At 51.9% G+C, this 14,373-nt stretch carries 26 protein-coding genes and 1 tRNA gene; all 27 read left to right on the forward strand.

Going from position 1 to position 14,373, the window contains the following annotated elements; translation table 11 throughout:
* Nucleotides 1-27 precede the first annotated feature (27 nt).
* The 27 genes from KGP21_RS11500 to KGP21_RS11630 all read left to right on the forward strand — a co-directional run bounded on the left by KGP21_RS11500 (nucleotide 28) and on the right by KGP21_RS11630 (nucleotide 14,361).
* The gene (locus KGP21_RS11500; protein ID WP_223537819.1) at nucleotides 28-882 is read left to right on the forward strand and encodes a replication protein; all 855 of its coding nucleotides are present in this window, start codon (nucleotides 28-30) and stop codon (nucleotides 880-882) included.
* A complete protein-coding gene (locus KGP21_RS11505) occupies nucleotides 879-1,577 on the forward strand; it encodes a replication protein P (protein ID WP_223537822.1) in 699 nt (232 codons plus the stop codon). The genes KGP21_RS11500 and KGP21_RS11505 overlap by 4 nt, the downstream gene beginning before the upstream one ends.
* Complete coding sequence (locus KGP21_RS11510) at nucleotides 1,571-1,954, forward strand: hypothetical protein (RefSeq protein WP_223537825.1); 384 nt, start codon at nucleotides 1,571-1,573, stop codon at nucleotides 1,952-1,954. The genes KGP21_RS11505 and KGP21_RS11510 overlap by 7 nt, the downstream gene beginning before the upstream one ends.
* Nucleotides 1,947-2,303, forward strand: coding sequence for a hypothetical protein (locus KGP21_RS11515; protein WP_223537828.1), 357 nt, complete (start codon nucleotides 1,947-1,949; stop codon nucleotides 2,301-2,303). The genes KGP21_RS11510 and KGP21_RS11515 overlap by 8 nt, the downstream gene beginning before the upstream one ends.
* A 275-nt stretch (nucleotides 2,304-2,578) precedes the next feature.
* Nucleotides 2,579-2,827, forward strand: a complete 249-nt coding sequence (locus KGP21_RS11520; protein ID WP_223537832.1) for a DUF3850 domain-containing protein — start codon at nucleotides 2,579-2,581, stop codon at nucleotides 2,825-2,827.
* Nucleotides 2,824-3,039: a hypothetical protein gene (locus KGP21_RS11525; RefSeq protein ID WP_223537835.1), complete on the forward strand. Its 216-nt coding sequence runs from the start codon at nucleotides 2,824-2,826 to the stop codon at nucleotides 3,037-3,039. Before KGP21_RS11520 ends, KGP21_RS11525 begins: the two co-directional genes overlap by 4 nt.
* On the forward strand, nucleotides 3,036-3,167 hold the full coding sequence (locus KGP21_RS29625; protein ID WP_256461408.1) for a hypothetical protein: 132 nt from the start codon (nucleotides 3,036-3,038) through the stop codon (nucleotides 3,165-3,167). The genes KGP21_RS11525 and KGP21_RS29625 overlap by 4 nt, the downstream gene beginning before the upstream one ends.
* On the forward strand, nucleotides 3,164-3,499 hold the full coding sequence (locus KGP21_RS11530) for a hypothetical protein (RefSeq protein WP_223537838.1): 336 nt from the start codon (nucleotides 3,164-3,166) through the stop codon (nucleotides 3,497-3,499). The genes KGP21_RS29625 and KGP21_RS11530 overlap by 4 nt, the downstream gene beginning before the upstream one ends.
* Complete coding sequence (locus KGP21_RS11535) at nucleotides 3,492-3,959, forward strand: recombination protein NinB (protein WP_223537841.1); 468 nt, start codon at nucleotides 3,492-3,494, stop codon at nucleotides 3,957-3,959. The genes KGP21_RS11530 and KGP21_RS11535 overlap by 8 nt, the downstream gene beginning before the upstream one ends.
* A complete protein-coding gene (locus KGP21_RS11540; protein WP_223537843.1) occupies nucleotides 3,959-4,306 on the forward strand; it encodes a hypothetical protein in 348 nt (115 codons plus the stop codon). The genes KGP21_RS11535 and KGP21_RS11540 overlap by 1 nt, the downstream gene beginning before the upstream one ends.
* Nucleotides 4,303-4,479, forward strand: a complete 177-nt coding sequence (locus KGP21_RS11545) for a NinE family protein (RefSeq protein WP_223537847.1) — start codon at nucleotides 4,303-4,305, stop codon at nucleotides 4,477-4,479. The genes KGP21_RS11540 and KGP21_RS11545 overlap by 4 nt, the downstream gene beginning before the upstream one ends.
* A 114-nt stretch (nucleotides 4,480-4,593) precedes the next feature.
* Complete coding sequence (locus KGP21_RS11550; RefSeq protein ID WP_223537850.1) at nucleotides 4,594-5,274, forward strand: metallophosphoesterase; 681 nt, start codon at nucleotides 4,594-4,596, stop codon at nucleotides 5,272-5,274.
* Nucleotides 5,267-5,845 (forward strand): recombination protein NinG, encoded by a 579-nt coding sequence (locus KGP21_RS11555; RefSeq protein WP_223537854.1) that lies wholly within the window; start codon nucleotides 5,267-5,269, stop codon nucleotides 5,843-5,845. Before KGP21_RS11550 ends, KGP21_RS11555 begins: the two co-directional genes overlap by 8 nt.
* Complete coding sequence (locus KGP21_RS11560; RefSeq protein ID WP_223537857.1) at nucleotides 5,845-6,039, forward strand: hypothetical protein; 195 nt, start codon at nucleotides 5,845-5,847, stop codon at nucleotides 6,037-6,039. Before KGP21_RS11555 ends, KGP21_RS11560 begins: the two co-directional genes overlap by 1 nt.
* On the forward strand, nucleotides 6,036-6,818 hold the full coding sequence (locus tag KGP21_RS11565) for an antitermination protein (RefSeq protein WP_223537859.1): 783 nt from the start codon (nucleotides 6,036-6,038) through the stop codon (nucleotides 6,816-6,818). Before KGP21_RS11560 ends, KGP21_RS11565 begins: the two co-directional genes overlap by 4 nt.
* Nucleotides 6,819-7,079: 261 nt before the next feature.
* Nucleotides 7,080-7,156: transfer RNA gene (locus tag KGP21_RS11570), tRNA-Asn, on the forward strand.
* A 125-nt stretch (nucleotides 7,157-7,281) separates the two neighbouring features.
* Nucleotides 7,282-7,605, forward strand: coding sequence for a phage holin, lambda family (locus KGP21_RS11575; protein WP_223537861.1), 324 nt, complete (start codon nucleotides 7,282-7,284; stop codon nucleotides 7,603-7,605).
* A gap of 2 nt (nucleotides 7,606-7,607) precedes the next feature.
* The gene (locus KGP21_RS11580; protein ID WP_223501042.1) at nucleotides 7,608-7,928 is read left to right on the forward strand and encodes a hypothetical protein; all 321 of its coding nucleotides are present in this window, start codon (nucleotides 7,608-7,610) and stop codon (nucleotides 7,926-7,928) included.
* A gap of 12 nt (nucleotides 7,929-7,940) precedes the next feature.
* Nucleotides 7,941-8,429, forward strand: a complete 489-nt coding sequence (locus KGP21_RS11585; protein WP_223537864.1) for a glycoside hydrolase family 104 protein — start codon at nucleotides 7,941-7,943, stop codon at nucleotides 8,427-8,429.
* Nucleotides 8,426-8,881: a lysis protein gene (locus tag KGP21_RS29595; RefSeq protein WP_245398484.1), complete on the forward strand. Its 456-nt coding sequence runs from the start codon at nucleotides 8,426-8,428 to the stop codon at nucleotides 8,879-8,881. The genes KGP21_RS11585 and KGP21_RS29595 overlap by 4 nt, the downstream gene beginning before the upstream one ends.
* A 78-nt stretch (nucleotides 8,882-8,959) precedes the next feature.
* Entirely contained in the window at nucleotides 8,960-9,178 is a 219-nt protein-coding gene (locus tag KGP21_RS11600) for a DUF2560 family protein (protein WP_245398486.1), read from the forward strand.
* A 20-nt stretch (nucleotides 9,179-9,198) separates the two neighbouring features.
* The gene (locus tag KGP21_RS11605; protein ID WP_223537868.1) at nucleotides 9,199-9,480 is read left to right on the forward strand and encodes a DUF2829 domain-containing protein; all 282 of its coding nucleotides are present in this window, start codon (nucleotides 9,199-9,201) and stop codon (nucleotides 9,478-9,480) included.
* A 133-nt stretch (nucleotides 9,481-9,613) separates the two neighbouring features.
* Nucleotides 9,614-9,826 (forward strand): DUF551 domain-containing protein, encoded by a 213-nt coding sequence (locus tag KGP21_RS11610; RefSeq protein ID WP_223537869.1) that lies wholly within the window; start codon nucleotides 9,614-9,616, stop codon nucleotides 9,824-9,826.
* 16 nt (nucleotides 9,827-9,842) lie between these two features.
* On the forward strand, nucleotides 9,843-10,175 hold the full coding sequence (locus tag KGP21_RS11615) for a hypothetical protein (RefSeq protein WP_223537871.1): 333 nt from the start codon (nucleotides 9,843-9,845) through the stop codon (nucleotides 10,173-10,175).
* 55 nt (nucleotides 10,176-10,230) lie between these two features.
* The gene (locus KGP21_RS11620; RefSeq protein WP_223537872.1) at nucleotides 10,231-10,719 is read left to right on the forward strand and encodes a DNA-packaging protein; all 489 of its coding nucleotides are present in this window, start codon (nucleotides 10,231-10,233) and stop codon (nucleotides 10,717-10,719) included.
* On the forward strand, nucleotides 10,697-12,196 hold the full coding sequence (locus KGP21_RS11625; protein WP_223537875.1) for a terminase large subunit: 1,500 nt from the start codon (nucleotides 10,697-10,699) through the stop codon (nucleotides 12,194-12,196). Before KGP21_RS11620 ends, KGP21_RS11625 begins: the two co-directional genes overlap by 23 nt.
* Nucleotides 12,196-14,361: a portal protein gene (locus tag KGP21_RS11630; protein WP_223537878.1), complete on the forward strand. Its 2,166-nt coding sequence runs from the start codon at nucleotides 12,196-12,198 to the stop codon at nucleotides 14,359-14,361. Before KGP21_RS11625 ends, KGP21_RS11630 begins: the two co-directional genes overlap by 1 nt.
* The last annotated feature ends 12 nt before the right edge of the window (nucleotides 14,362-14,373 follow it).

The raw sequence follows: 14,373 nt of genomic DNA on the forward strand, positions 1-14,373 counted from the left end.
CGCGAGGGGCAAGCCAGGAGCAACAGGATGGAAAACCAGAAGCTTGGTTATGTCCCGTTGTACCGAAGCATCAAGAAGAAACCATGGGCGAAGGATGTTTATCTGCGAACCCTTTGGGAAAACCTGCTACTGGAAGCGCAGCGCCAGCCCCGTACAGTGAATTTCAAAGGTAACCAATGGAATCTTCAAGCCGGTCAACTGGTCGTGACTGCGGCTGATTTGGGCCTCTCTCTGTGCGACAGAAACGGAGTGCCAACAAGCCGCGACACTGTAGAAAGGATGCTGGCTTTTTTCGTCAAGGACGGAATGATTTCTATCTACGGTGAGAAGCGGAAAGGCAGGGTGATCACCATCCTGAACTACTCCGAATATGCCGAAAAAATAGACAATTTACCCGCACATAAGGCCGCACAATTCCCCGCACATAGCGAAGCCAGCAATGGCGCGGGTTTGAAGGGTGATGCCGCACATAAGGCCGCACAATTCCCCGCACATCATGAACAAGAAGGTAATAACAAGAATATAAATAATAAACACACATCCCCTAGCGGGGACGTGAGTGTCAGGACTGTTTTTGATTTCTGGCGGGAAGCCATGAATCACCCCGGTGCAAAGCTGGACGCAAAACGCAGAGGGAGAATCCAAGCGCGCCTGAAAGACGGTTTTTCAACGGATGACCTTTGCAAGGCGATCGAGGGAGCGAAGTGTGACTCGTGGCTAATGGGGGGCAACCCATCGAAAAAGGTATACGACGGGATTGAAACGGTGCTGAGGGATGCGGCACAGGTGGAGAGGCTGAAAGCCCTTGCTGGGCAGCCAGTGATTTCCAATCAATCAGCTGACTGGAACAACCGAGAGGCATGGGAGAGAGATTTCATATGAGCAATCTAACTCGCATTATCGAAAATCGTGACGGTTCAGCGCTGGCCCGCATGGCTGGCTCGGCACCTGAAGCGGTCAAGATGGTTAACCCTGAAGCTGAGAAGCTGGTCGATGCTCTGTTTCGGAACCTGAAGCAAGTGTTCCCGGCAGCGGTCAACACGACGTTCCGCGACCCAAACGACGAAGTGGCAGCAAAGCGCCAGTGGATCGCCGCCTTTGCTGAGAACGGTATCCGCAGTCGTGAGCAGATATCTGCCGGTATGCAGCACGCCCGCGCCAGTGAGTCGCCATTCTGGCCGTCGCCTGGTAAATTTATAGCATGGTGCAAGCAGGGTGCTATTCGCGCCTCTGGACTTCCTGATACCGCTGAGCTGTACGACATGGTGATGGACTACGCCAAGCGCCGAGGACTCTACGCCGGCCCGGAAGCCTTCCCCTGGTCGAGCAACGCGGCCTACTGGATGGTGACCAAGCTCTACTCAGAAATGCGCGGCCTGAACCTGAGCGAATCGGAACTGCTGAAGCACTGCGGCAAGGAACTGGCGGCGATGGCGAAGCGAGTCGAGGCTAACGAGCCGATCCCCGCGCCAGTCGTGCAAATCCCCAAGCTGCATATCCCGGTCAGCAACGAGAAGGGGCTGGATAAAATAGCCGAACTGCGGGCCAAACTGAACATGCCGAGGAAGCCATGCTAGGCCACTTCATCAAACACCAGATCCTCATGCAAGAACGCCAAGAATCAGACCTCCGCTTAAGCACTCTCTGCAAACTACCCGCCAACACTTTCGCAGCTATCTACGCTGAGTGCGATCCGGTGTGGGCTGGAGCCAGATACAACGGTGTTTACTACAGCGAGCTGGAGATTTACGCGGCGTCACAGAAGCGTGATGAGGGATACGAGGATTTTCTATGGGCAGGGGAGATAACCATGGATAGCGACGATTACCAGCTAACCGATGAAGACTTCGAAAGTATTAAGGCGAGTATCGAGAGTGGTTTTGTAGAGATGCCAGCCTGGGTAAAAACTGCTGACGATTTTGATAGATGGCTTGAAGAGGTTAACCATGGATAAGCAAGACATACAGCACTGGACCGGTGAAGGTCTGCCGCCAGTGGGGACGGTTTGTGAGTTTTACGACCGTGAGGAATGGAGTGAGGTTCTGGTTAAATTTATTGGTGATAAATACGCCGTTCTTCAGGATGAGAGATATAGCGTTGAGAGGGTATATTGCGTGGCCGATAAACCACAAAAATTCCGCCCCATCCGCACCCCTGAGCAGATAGAGGCGGAAAGGCGGGAGCGCATTAGCGAGCAAATTACCGTGCAATATGTCATTGGAAACGGAAACTCGACTGTGGGTCAGCGCATCTACGACGCCATCCGCGCCGGTAAAATTGAAGGAGTGAAGATTGATGGATAAGCAAACAGAGAGCCTAGCAAGACAGGAATTCGAAAAGTGGGTGGCTGAAAAAGCTGCATAGCTTGATCCAGTCACCGATCAAGATGGCTTATACCTCAACGAAAGTATGAGGTTCATAATTGCCATATGGAGCGCGGCCTGGATATCGAGCCGGGAAAACCTCGTTGCTGAACTGCCGGATGAAGATGATTACGTGATGGATGAGGCTCTCGATTGCTTGCGCGATTGCAAGCAGTCGCTCCGGGCTATCGGCATCAGAATCAAAGGGGAAGGGGATGGAGCATCATCTTAAAATTCAGCCAGTTCATTTTGAGGCTGTATCCAACGGCCTAAAGCTGGCCGAGCTGCGCAAGAACGACCGAAATTTCAAGGCTGGCGACATACTGCATCTACACGAGTGGGATGGTAAGTACACCGATCGCCATGTATCACGTATTGCCATGCACGTAGCGGATGTCAGTGATTATCTGCCCGGTTTCGTGCTGATAAGCATGTGCGGAAACTTCAAAGGGGAAGGGGTATGAGTGACTACGCAGATGAGCAATTCGAAAAGCTTGCCATAGACGGCGAATGTGACGTTGTAGCCAGAATGCGAAAGCTAAAACTCATGCAGGACTGGCGACTAGAAGTTATCGAAGCTGCCCGCGAGTTCGTCAACTGCAAAGGCCGCTATCACTCAGAACAGAACATGACAGCTCTTATCGAGCTATTCAGACAGGAGCCAGAGAAGCCATGAACGAAAAGCATCTGAAGTATCAGGAAAGCGTGAACGAAAATATCAGCGAGGGAATGCGCAACTGGTCATCCCGCAACTACCGCCGCCTGGTCAAGAAGGCCCAGAAGAAACGCAAGGTGAAGCCATGAGTAATGCCAAAAACGAGTTTCTAGAGCACACCAAAAGCAATCCGAGGGTTTCTTGTGCGGAAATCATCAAAGGTGATTGCTGGCGTGGTAATGCAGAAACACTCACGCTGAGAAAGGATTATTCAGAGCAAGAGTTTAATGACTTTCTTGAACAGTTGAATTTTGAATATAACTCTGGATTCGGCAGCCAAGAGCTTTTTGGGACTATCTGGCACGAAGACGGCACATGGTCTGAGCGTGGCGAATATGACGGTTCCGAGTGGTGGGAGTTTAAAAAAGTGCCTGAAATTCCAGATGGTCTTATATCGAAAAAGGAACAAGCTGATGGATAAACAGGTTTTCTACTTGAGAACCCCACAGATACGCCAGAACCTGAAAGCCTACATCGACAACCTTCCGCTAGACCAATCCAAGCCAATCGAAATCGAAGTATCCCCACCAAAACGAACACTTTCGCAGAACAAAAAGATGTGGCCGCTGCTGCATGATTTGTCTGTGCAGGTCGTTTGGTTCGGCGAGAAGTACGACGAGGACGACTGGAAGGACATGATTACCGCCCTGGTAGCCAAGACCAAAAAGCAAGAGCAGCGAACCGCGCCGGGTATCGGTGGCGGCGTTGTGATGTTCGGCCAGCGCACTAGCAAGATGCGGGTAGGCGAGATGGTGGACGTTATCGAGGCTATCTACTGGTTCGGCACTGAGCAGGGCGTCAAGTTCAGCGAAGAGTCCCGGCAGCGCATCGAATGGGCGCAACGTTGGGGTGAGGCAAACAAACAGAAACAGGTGGCGTAATGGGAAAGCCAAATTGGACTGAAAGTGAAATGGCGTACTTAGTGCAGCATTACGAAAAGACCGACAACAAAACTATCGGGATAGCACTCGGTCGCTCGCAAGCTTCGATAAGCGCCAAAGGCATTTCAATGGGGCTCGTCAAATGCATGCTGACCGTTAACAAAAACCGCAGCGAGTCCGGTAAAGCGGCTGCTAAATCCCGCATATATCACACGGACAACACAGACAAGTGGTGCGATATGGGCCTCATGTTTGTTCCGTCGCTTGCCGGGCATCCATCGTTCGAAGCGTACCGCAGCACAAGCAGGCTGTATCAGTTCGATTCGTTGCTGAGAGGTGCCGCATGAGCAGGCGAAGAAAATCAGCATGGGACAGACTAGAAGAGAGATTGATATTCAAGAAGACCAGCAGATCACCCCGCAAGCCGAAGTTAACCGCAGCAGAAATCCCAACTTTCAACTACACCGCGACACTGGTCGACAGCATGTGGCTACGCCGCCGCGCAAGGGGTATGCGATGAAATGCTGCAACTGTCCCAAAGAGCTATCAGATAGCGAGTGTTACATCTGCGAATCCTGCAACCGGGAAATTGACCGGCGAGTAGACGAAACCATGGGCAACCAGGAGGAAGAGGATGAGTGAGCGCAACGGAATTTATGAGCGCATAGACGGCAGCCGATACCGAAATATCTACATCGTTGGCGACCTGCACGGCTGCTACAACCGGTTGATGTCTCAGCTTGATGAGTTGGCCTTTGACCGTGACCAGGATTTGCTGATATCCGTTGGTGACCTGATAGACCGAGGGCCGCAAAACGTTGAATGCCTGGATCTGATTACTCAGCCTTGGTTTAAGGCGGTGCGCGGCAACCACGAACAAATGGCAATCGAAGCAGTGAGCGGGCGCGGTGATGTGAATATGTGGTGCTACAACGGAGGTATGTGGTTCTTCCAACTCGACTATGACCAGGAGATTCTGGCCCGAGCGCTGCTATCGAAAGCCGAGTCTCTGCCGCTGATCATCGAAGTGACCACGCCATCCGGAACCGTAGTGGTATCCCATGCTGATTACCCATCGAATGAGTATGAGTTTGGCAAGCCAGTATCGGAGACGAAAACCATCTGGAGCCGTGACCGGTTCAACTCGATTGCTGATGGTGTGACGGGGGAGATTACGGGCGCAGACCATTTCTACTTTGGTCACACACCAACACGCCAGCCAGCTCGCTCGGCAAACCAGAACTATATCGACACCGGCGCAGTGTTCGGACATCTGCTTACCATCGTTCAGATTCAGGGAGGGGAGAATGGCTAAAGGCAAAGCGCCGAAGCCCAAGACCTGCCGCATATGCAAAACCCAATACACCCCTCGCAACACCCTTCAAAAAGTATGTAGTCCATCTTGTGCAATAATACTCGTAAAGCGCAATTCAGAGCTTCAACAAAAGCAATCTGAGGCCAAGGCTCGCGCAGAGTGGAACGAACGCAAGAAAAAGGTAAAGCCGTTAAGCCACTGGATGAATATGACCCAGCGGGCATTTAACGACTATATCCGGGCTAGGGACGAGGGTTGCGGCTGCATAAGCTGTGGCACGACAACGGCAACGGAATATCACGCGGGACATTACCGCACCACGGCGGCAGCGAGCCAGCTCCGCTTCAATGAGGACGGGTGCCATTTGCAGTGCGCCTCCTGCAACGTCCATCACTCCGGCGCTATCACCGCCTACCGCATCAACCTAATAGCGAAAATCGGCCTTGAGCGCGTTCTGGCGCTTGAAAACAACAACACTCCTCACCGATACACCCGAGAAGAACTCGACACGCTCAGGGTGTCGTACAGAGCCAAAACCCGAGCACTTAAAAAACTATCGGAGGCAGCCTGATGGCAACCGTATTTACCGAACTCGAACCAGCAATCGAAGAGGCTCGCTTTATGCGCAAGAAATATCACCGGGACTACGGCGTATTTCAATGCACTGACGTGATGAAAGTAAAGCCAGCTTACAGCGGGATAATGCCGATGTTCACGACCAGGCATGACAAGCAAGGCACGGTTAACACTGAGGTGAGGGTATGAACTTAGACAGCGTTGTTAAATATCACTTCGCCAAATCGACCCAGATAAACGACTCCCCACGCGCCACATCATCCGATACTTTGACCGGCACGGATGTCATGGCAGCAATGGGGATGTGTCAGAGTCGCGCCCCTCTCGGTTATTCAGCATTCCTCGGCAAGATGGAAATCAGTGACAACGAGAAAAGGCGCGCAGTACAGCTATTAACTCAGTACGGAATGAAGCATTGCGACAAGGTTGCAGCCTTACGCAAGCTCAGTAGCAATACTAAGGTGAAGGTTGTGCAAACGCTCGCAAAGTTTGCTTTCAAGGACTATTGCAGATCGGCGGCTGGGGTTGAGCAGTGTGAATGCTGCAAGGGCGCAGGCGTTATCAAGGCAAGGGCCATGGTCATTAAGCACCCAGGGTGCGGCAAGAAAACACCACCCAAGCTTGCTGAAGAGGAAACCCACACGTTATGCCAGAAGTGCAACGGGAAGGGCGAGGTATCGGTGGCCTGCTGCAAGTGCAAGGGGAGAGGCGAAGCCGTTCACAGGGAAGAGAGTGAATTGCAGGGTGTTCCAGTTAAGCGAACATGCAAGCAGTGCCTGGGGCGTGGATACGAGAGGGTGCCCGCGGCTGACGCATTCAGGGCTATTTCTGGCTATGCACCAGGGCTGACTTCTACAGTTTGGGATAAGGCTGTAAAACCATTCTACGAGAAGTTGATTACAGAGTTGCTTGCATCAGAGGAAGAAGCTAATCGCCAACTTGGGAAAGTTACCGGCAATTTTACGTAAAATTGATATCCGGTAACGATTGCTGCTTGCAAAATGCAGAAAGCTAGAATATCATTCTCTAACAGTAGAAATCCGTCTGAGTGTTACGGTGGATTTAAAAAGAGCCTCGCCACCGCGGGGCTTTTTACGTTTTAGCTCCGAAACTGAGCCGTAGCCCCTGGTAATCCAGCTTTCACCTGTGATTGTTATGCTTCAGCCTTCTACAGCCGGGATAGACCGGCAACCATTCAAGCCCGGCCTAATCGCTGGGCTTTTCTATTTGGTGAGGAAGCACATGCGGCATGTGCGCTCGGCTGTTAACCGAAAGGCATAGGGTTCGAATCCCTAACTCACCGCCAAACATAGCCCCACGCCAACGCCAGTCATCAACTGCAAACACCCTTACTGTCTCCGAGTGACTACGGCGTGGCGGCTATCTCCCTATCACACATCAATCACACCCCGCTCATGGGAGGTGAGGACCATGAAAATGAAAGATAACCCTGACCTCTGGCCTGGCATTGTGAATGCCTTAAAGGCGCTATGGCCTGCACTTGGAGGCTCTGCTATTGCCTGCGCTGTTTGTTATGCGCGAATTATTCACGACGGTGAGCGAAGAAAGAACAAGTGGGTAGAGGGGATTCTCTGCGGCCTGCTGGCTTTCAGTGTGTCGAATGGCCTGGTTTATCTCGGAATGCCGGATGGCTCTGATGTTTTCGCCGGTGCCATGATTGGCTTTATCGGAGTTGAGAAGCTCCGTGAATATGCCCTCCGCTTTATCAGCAAGAAAACAGGCAATGGAGAATAGAAGTGATTAAGCAAAAGATTATCGGCGCTTGCAGCTCCAGCGCTCCGTATTTAATGGCAATCCTCATTGCTGGGTGGCTGATCGCTCAAATCAATCAGCGCGCAGATGACGCTGCTTACGCATACCCAACCGCAGTAGTTCAGTACGGTCTCATCAATGCAAAGACTGATGACGAAGTGCTTGCCCTTGTCGAGCGTTGGAAGCGTGATGAGTGGGGTGCTCAAATCGGAGCCTTGCGCGTTCTGTGCAGCAAGTCGGTCGATCGCGTTGAAGCTATCGGCGGCCAAGTGCTTGCAACGAAGATGTGCCGCATTGTTCGCTAATAGGTGATGAAAATGGCTATCAGTAAAAATCTCCAGGCATTTCTCGACATGCTGGCCTGGTCAGAGGGCACATCAACAAGCCCAGCGACAAAGAACAATGGCTATGACGTCATTGTCACCGGCATTGACAAAAAGCCGGAAATTTTCACCGATTACTCCGATCACCCATTCAACAAGGGCCGTCAGTCGAAGGTAATCAACAGCAAAGGGCTGACATCAAACGCCTCTGGTCGGTATCAGTTCATGTTGAAGGATTGGGCGCATTACCGGGCGTTGCTCAACCTTTCGGATTTCGGCCCGGCGTCACAGGATAAGTGGGCTATTCAGCTTATCAAGGAACGCAGGGCGTTAGCAGACATAGAGGCCGGTAAGATTGCCCAGGCTATCAATAATTGCCGGAACATTTGGGCGTCTCTTCCTGGCGCAGGCTATGGGCAGCCGGAGCATAAAGTGGATCTCCTGCTGGCTCAGTACAAAGCAGCGGGAGGAAAGCTTGCATGAAGTGGCCGCTACCGCACTGGCAGATGGCTATCGTGTCGTTGGTGCTCGGCCTGCTGGCTTACTTCGCATATGCCAACCAGGGCTTACGCCATGAACGCGATGGCCTCCAGAAAACAAACGGAGAACTATCCCAAAGCCTCCGCATTCAATCCGACTTACAAATCCGCGCCAGCGCTATCGACACTCATCGCACAAGGGAATTAGCAGATGCCAAAAGTAAGATTGCTGATTTGCAGCGTGATGTTGCCAATGGCGTTAAGCGGCTGCAACTCAACGCCAGTTGTAAATCGGCCTCAGCCACCACCGCCGGCAGCGTGGCTGATGGAACCAGCGCCCGACTTACTGACTCCGCTGAACGGGATTATTTCACCCTCAGAGAGCGAATCGAAACCGCTCGTAGCCAAATAGACGGTCTGCAGGACTACATCAACGATGTATGCCTAGCCAAGTAATCTATCCAATCACTCACGGAGCCAACTGACAGGGATAAGTCGTACTTCAGGAGACTCCCCACAATGGGAATTATTCAAATGACAGAATTACAAGCCATGAACCTGGAGATCTTCCGTTTGGTCATGAGCGATACAGCTGCTGGTGAGAAGGCTATCTCCTTCATCGGTGGCGATCAGTTCAAATATGAGCTGTTCAAGGATGCCTACGCAAAAGCACAGGTAGAAGGCCAGCCGGTGTCACGAGTCGATAAGGCTATCAAGCTGACCGAAGAAGCATTAACAATTTTCCAGCAATAACCATAACATAAGGGAATAAAATGAATTTTGGTGATGCATTAGAAGCCGCTAAAAGTGGCGCAAAAATTTACCGCGAAGGCTGGAATGGTAAAGGCCAGTTTGTTATCGCAATCCCTGGCACTAGTAACGTGCTGCCACGAGAGGGAACCCCATATGCCGATCTTGATATTTCGCCTCTGGGTGTAGTGGATATTGCGCCACACCTTGATTTGAAAAATGCGCAAGGAAATATGCAGCCTGGCTGGGTTCCATCGCAGGGCGATTTGTTCGCCAATGACTGGCTTGCTGAACCTGCTGCATAACCAATTACACAGCCTATTCACCGAGTGGGCTGGATAATGAGTTATCATAATGAATGGCTAGGGTAGCTCCCGAAAAGCGGCATCGTCACCGTCTGCCACTCATCCTTTGACGAGCAACTAAGACGAGGTTGTTATGGGTGATGATAAAAGCCAGTGGATAAGCGTTGAAGAAAGGCTGCCAGAAAGCAAAAAAGATAGATGGTCCGCTGAAGTAATAGCGCTTAGCGATACCGGAGATGTGTTCAAATTAACCTGCATGGGTACATACTGGCAAAGAACACAGGCATTCGTTGATTCTGGATCTGAAAAGATAACCCACTGGATGCCGCTGGTATACCCAGACTAAAAGAGAGGTCGCTAAAATGAAAATTGTAGATAGGAAGACCTTTCTTTCCCTGCCAAAAAACACATTGTTCAGTGTGTTTGAATCCTACTCGTTTGGGCCGCTAAACATCAAAGGTGACAGCCTGAGTAATGATTATTTCTACCAAGAAATACACGACTCAATTGATGTAAAAAATTCAGACGAATTCATCAGCACTCTTTCCTCAGCGAAAGAGAAAGGCACTTCAGTACGCATGGATTTCAACTGCGAAGGTCGTGATGGTTGCTATGAGGATGATGCGTTCTATGCCGTATGGGAAAGGCAGGATGTAGAGGAGCTAATAACGAGGCTTCAGAAATGCATTGAATAGGTCGCTAAGGCGGCCTTTTTTAATGCCTGCGATTTGAGTTAACGAGGATAGAGAGATGGCAGCACCAAAGGGCAACCGATTCTGGGAGGCCCGCAGTAGTCATGGGCGAAACCCGAAATTCGAATCGCCTGAGGCGCTGTGGGATGCATGCTGTGAGTATTTCGAATGGGTGGAGGCTAACCCACTAAAAGAAACTAAAGCATTCGCGTTTCAAGGCGTAGTGACAAAAGAAGAATTACCTAAGATGCGAGCAATGACCATCGTCGGGCTATGCATTTTCCTCGATATAGCCCGATCTGCCTGGTACACATTCAAGGCGATGGAAGGTTTTTCGGACATCACTACGCGAGCAGAAGAAATCATCTACAACCAGAAGTTCTCCGGCGCAGCAGCCGACCTACTGAACGCAAACATCATCGCCCGTGACCTGGGCCTCAAAGAGCAGTCGCAAGTTGAAGACGTGACACCTGATAAGGGAGATCGCGATAAGCGCCGCTCTCGGATTAAGGAGTTACTCAGCCGTGGTGGAAGAAGCGATCCTTGATGAGCTGACAGAAGACGAGCAGATAGAGTTGCTTGAACTCCTGGAGGCCGAAGCAGATTACAGGGCCACTCATCAGCTTTACGAGTTTGCTCCGTATGGCAAGCAGAGGGAGTTTATAGAAGCTGGTGCAGATTACCCTGAACGATGCTTTATGGCAGGTAACCAGCTTGGTAAATCATTCACCGGTGGCGCAGAGGTAGCATTCCATCTCACAGGGCGCTACCCAGGCACCGCTGGCTATCCAAACGATGGTGCATGGCAGGGTGATTGGGGCGGTAAGCGTTTCTATGAACCAGTGGTGTTCTGGATCGGCGGGGAGACCAACGAAACAGTAACTAAGACCACTCAGCGCATTCTCTGTGGACGTATCGAAGAGAACGACGAGCCTGGCTATGGTTCAATCCCCAAAGAGGACATCATCAGTTGGAAGAAGTCGCCTTTCTTCCCGAACCTTGTCGATCATCTCCTGATTAAGCACCACAATGCCGATGGCGTTGAGGATGGCATTTCCATCTGCTACTTCAAGCCGTACTCACAAGGCCGAGCTCGTTGGCAGGGTGACACCATTCATGGCGTATGGTTTGACGAAGAACCGCCTTACCCCATCTACAGCGAAGGGCTGACACGTACAAACAAATACGGCCAGTTCTCAATGCTGACATTTACCCCCCTCATGGGTATGTCGCAGGTCGTAGAGAAGTTTATCAAGAACCCCAGCAAGGCGCAGAAGGTTGTCAACATGACAATCTACGACGCCGATCACTACAGCGACGAGCAGAAAGAACAAATCGTTGCCTCATACCCAGAGCATGAGCGCGAGGCTCGTGCCAAAGGCATACCGACGATGGGTAGCGGTCGAATCTTCCAGATACCGGAAGAGACGATCAAGTGCCAGCCGTTCGAATGCCCTGATCACTTCTACGTTATCGACGGTCAAGACTTCGGATGGGGTCACCCGCAGGCTCACATTCAGCTCTGGTGGGATAAAGACGAGGACGTTTTCTATCTCGCAAGGGTGTGGAAGAAGTCAGAGAACACAGCCGTGCAAGCTTGGGGTGCTGTTAAGTCGTGGGCCAGCAAGATACCAGTAGCCTGGCCGCATGACGGACATCAGCACGAGAAGGGCGGCGGTGAGCAGCTAAAGGTTCAGTACGCAGACGCCGGTTTCCAAATGCTGCCAGAACACGCTACGTGGCCTGATGGCGGTAACGCCGTAGAGCCAGGGCTTGCTGAGCTGCGTGACCTCATGCTCGATAGCCGGTTCCGGGCATTCAACACTTGCGAGCCATTCTTCGAAGAGTTCCGCCTCTATCACAGAGATGCGAACGGAAAGATTTCCAAGACAAACGACGACGTCATTGATGCCGTTCGATATGCCTACATGATGCGACGTTTCGCCAAGATGATGCGCGACATCAGAAAGCCAAAAGAAAAGAAAATGCCCGCCCCAATTAAGCCGATTCCACGAGGTAGATAATGGCTGATGATGACAAGCTGCAAGCAATCCTGACGCTGTTTGATCGGGATTGGATGTCTAGCGATGAAGCCAGAACCGAAGCGACCAACGATCTGTTCTTTAGTCGTGTGTCGCAGTGGGATGACTGGCTGAACCAATACACAACGCTGCAATACCGTGGCCAGTTCGATGTAGTCCGTCCGGTAGTGCGCAAACTCGTCGCAGAGATGCGGCAGAACCCGATTGATGTCCTGTATCGACCGAAAGATGGCGCAGCGCCTGATTCCGCTGACACGCTTATGGGCATGTATCGCACTGACATGCGGCACAACTCGGCGAAGATTGCCGTTAACATCGCAGTGCGTGAGCAGATAGAGGCCGGTTTCGGTGCCTGGCGCATTGTTACCGAGTACGAAGACCAAGACCCGACCAGCAATAACCAGGTGATCCGCCGCATCCCAATTCACGAAGCGGCATCACACGTCATCTGGGACAGCAACAGTAAGCTGATGGACAAGTCTGACGCCAAGCATGTAACGGTGATTCAGCCGCTCAGCATTGCCGGGTGGGAATCGTTCGCCGCTGATTATGGCTTTGACGCTGACAACATCCCAGATTTCCAGATCCCGGATAGCAACTGGTTATTCCCATGGCTGAACAAAGATGTCGTTTACGTCGGTGAGTTCTACGAGGTCGAAGAGAAGAAAGAGACTGTATTCATCTATCAAGATCCGCTTGGTGGTGAGCCGGTCAGCTACTTCAAGCGCGACATTGCCGATGTAATTGATGAGCTGGCAGAGTCCGGCATGGTGAAAGTCGGTGAGCGCAAAGTTAAGCGTTGCCGTGTCTACAAGACGATCCTCACCAGTTCGGCAATCCTCAAGTCACGCGAGTTAATAGCCGGTGAGCACCTGCCAATCGTGCCAGTCTATGGAGAATGGGGCTTTGCTGGTGACAAAGAGGTGTACGAGGGCGTTGTCAGGCTGACGAAAGACGGCCAGCGCCTGCGCAACATGATCATGAGCTTTAACGCCGATACGGTAGCTAGAACGCCGAAGAAGAAACCTTTCTTCTGGCCGGAGCAAATCGCCGGTTACGAGCACATGTATAGCGGCACGGACGATTACCCGTATTACCTGGTAAACCGCACTGACGAAAACAGCGGCGACCTGCCGGCGCAACCTATCGCCTACATGGAGAACCCGGAAGTATCGCAGGCCAGCGCATACATGTTGGAAGCAGCCACCAATGCAGTGAAAGAAGTGTCGCAGCTTGGCGTTGATTCTGACGCAGCCAACGGGCAAGTGGCATTCGACACGGTCAACCAACTGAACATGCGGGCCGACCTGTCAACGTATGTGTTCCAGGACAACCTGGCCACAGCCATGCGCCGTGACGGGCAAATCTACGCATCCATGGTTAACGACATCTACGACGTTCCCCGCACCGTTATGACCACGCTACCTGATGGCAGCGAGAAAGACGTGCAGCTGATGTCTGAGGTTATCGACTACCAGACCGGGCGGTCGATTGTGCTTAACGATGTCCGTGGCCGGTATGAAACCTATACCGATGTTGGCCCGTCATTCCAGAGTATGAAGAGCCAGAACCGAGCGGAGATCCTTGAACTGCTGGCCAAGGTTCCACAGGGTACGCCTGAGTTCCAAATGCTCATGCTGCAATACTTCACGCTGCTTGATGGCAAGGGTGTGGAAATCATGCGCGAGTACGCCAACAAGCAACTCGTCACGATGGGCCTCAAGAAACCTGAAACACCTGAAGAAATTGAGATGGTGCAGCAGGCGCAGCAGAAGCCGCAAGAACCAAGTGCTGAGATGGTTCAGGCGCAGGGCGTATTGCTTACCGGTCAAGCCGATTTGCAGAAAGCCCAGAACGACCAGGCTCGCATTCAGGTTGATGCATTCAAAGCACAATCTGATGCACAAGTGGCAGCGGCGAGAGTTGTTGAAATCCTCGCATCTGCTGACAGCACCAAGAAACAAGACGTCATCAACGCACTCAAGTTGCTTGGCGACTTCCAGAATAAGCAGGGCGACGCAGCCCGCGCTGACGCTGAGCTTGTCCTCAAAGGGCAAGAGCAACTCCACTCAAAACGCATGGACTTAGCCGGTCTCATGCAGCAAGCAATGCAACCTTCCGGCAGAGCAGCCGAGATTCCTCAATAAGAGAGAGCTAGA

This window comes from Serratia sp. JSRIV004, from assembly GCF_019968705.1.
Taxonomy (GTDB): Bacteria; Pseudomonadota; Gammaproteobacteria; order Enterobacterales; family Enterobacteriaceae; genus Chania; species Chania fonticola_B.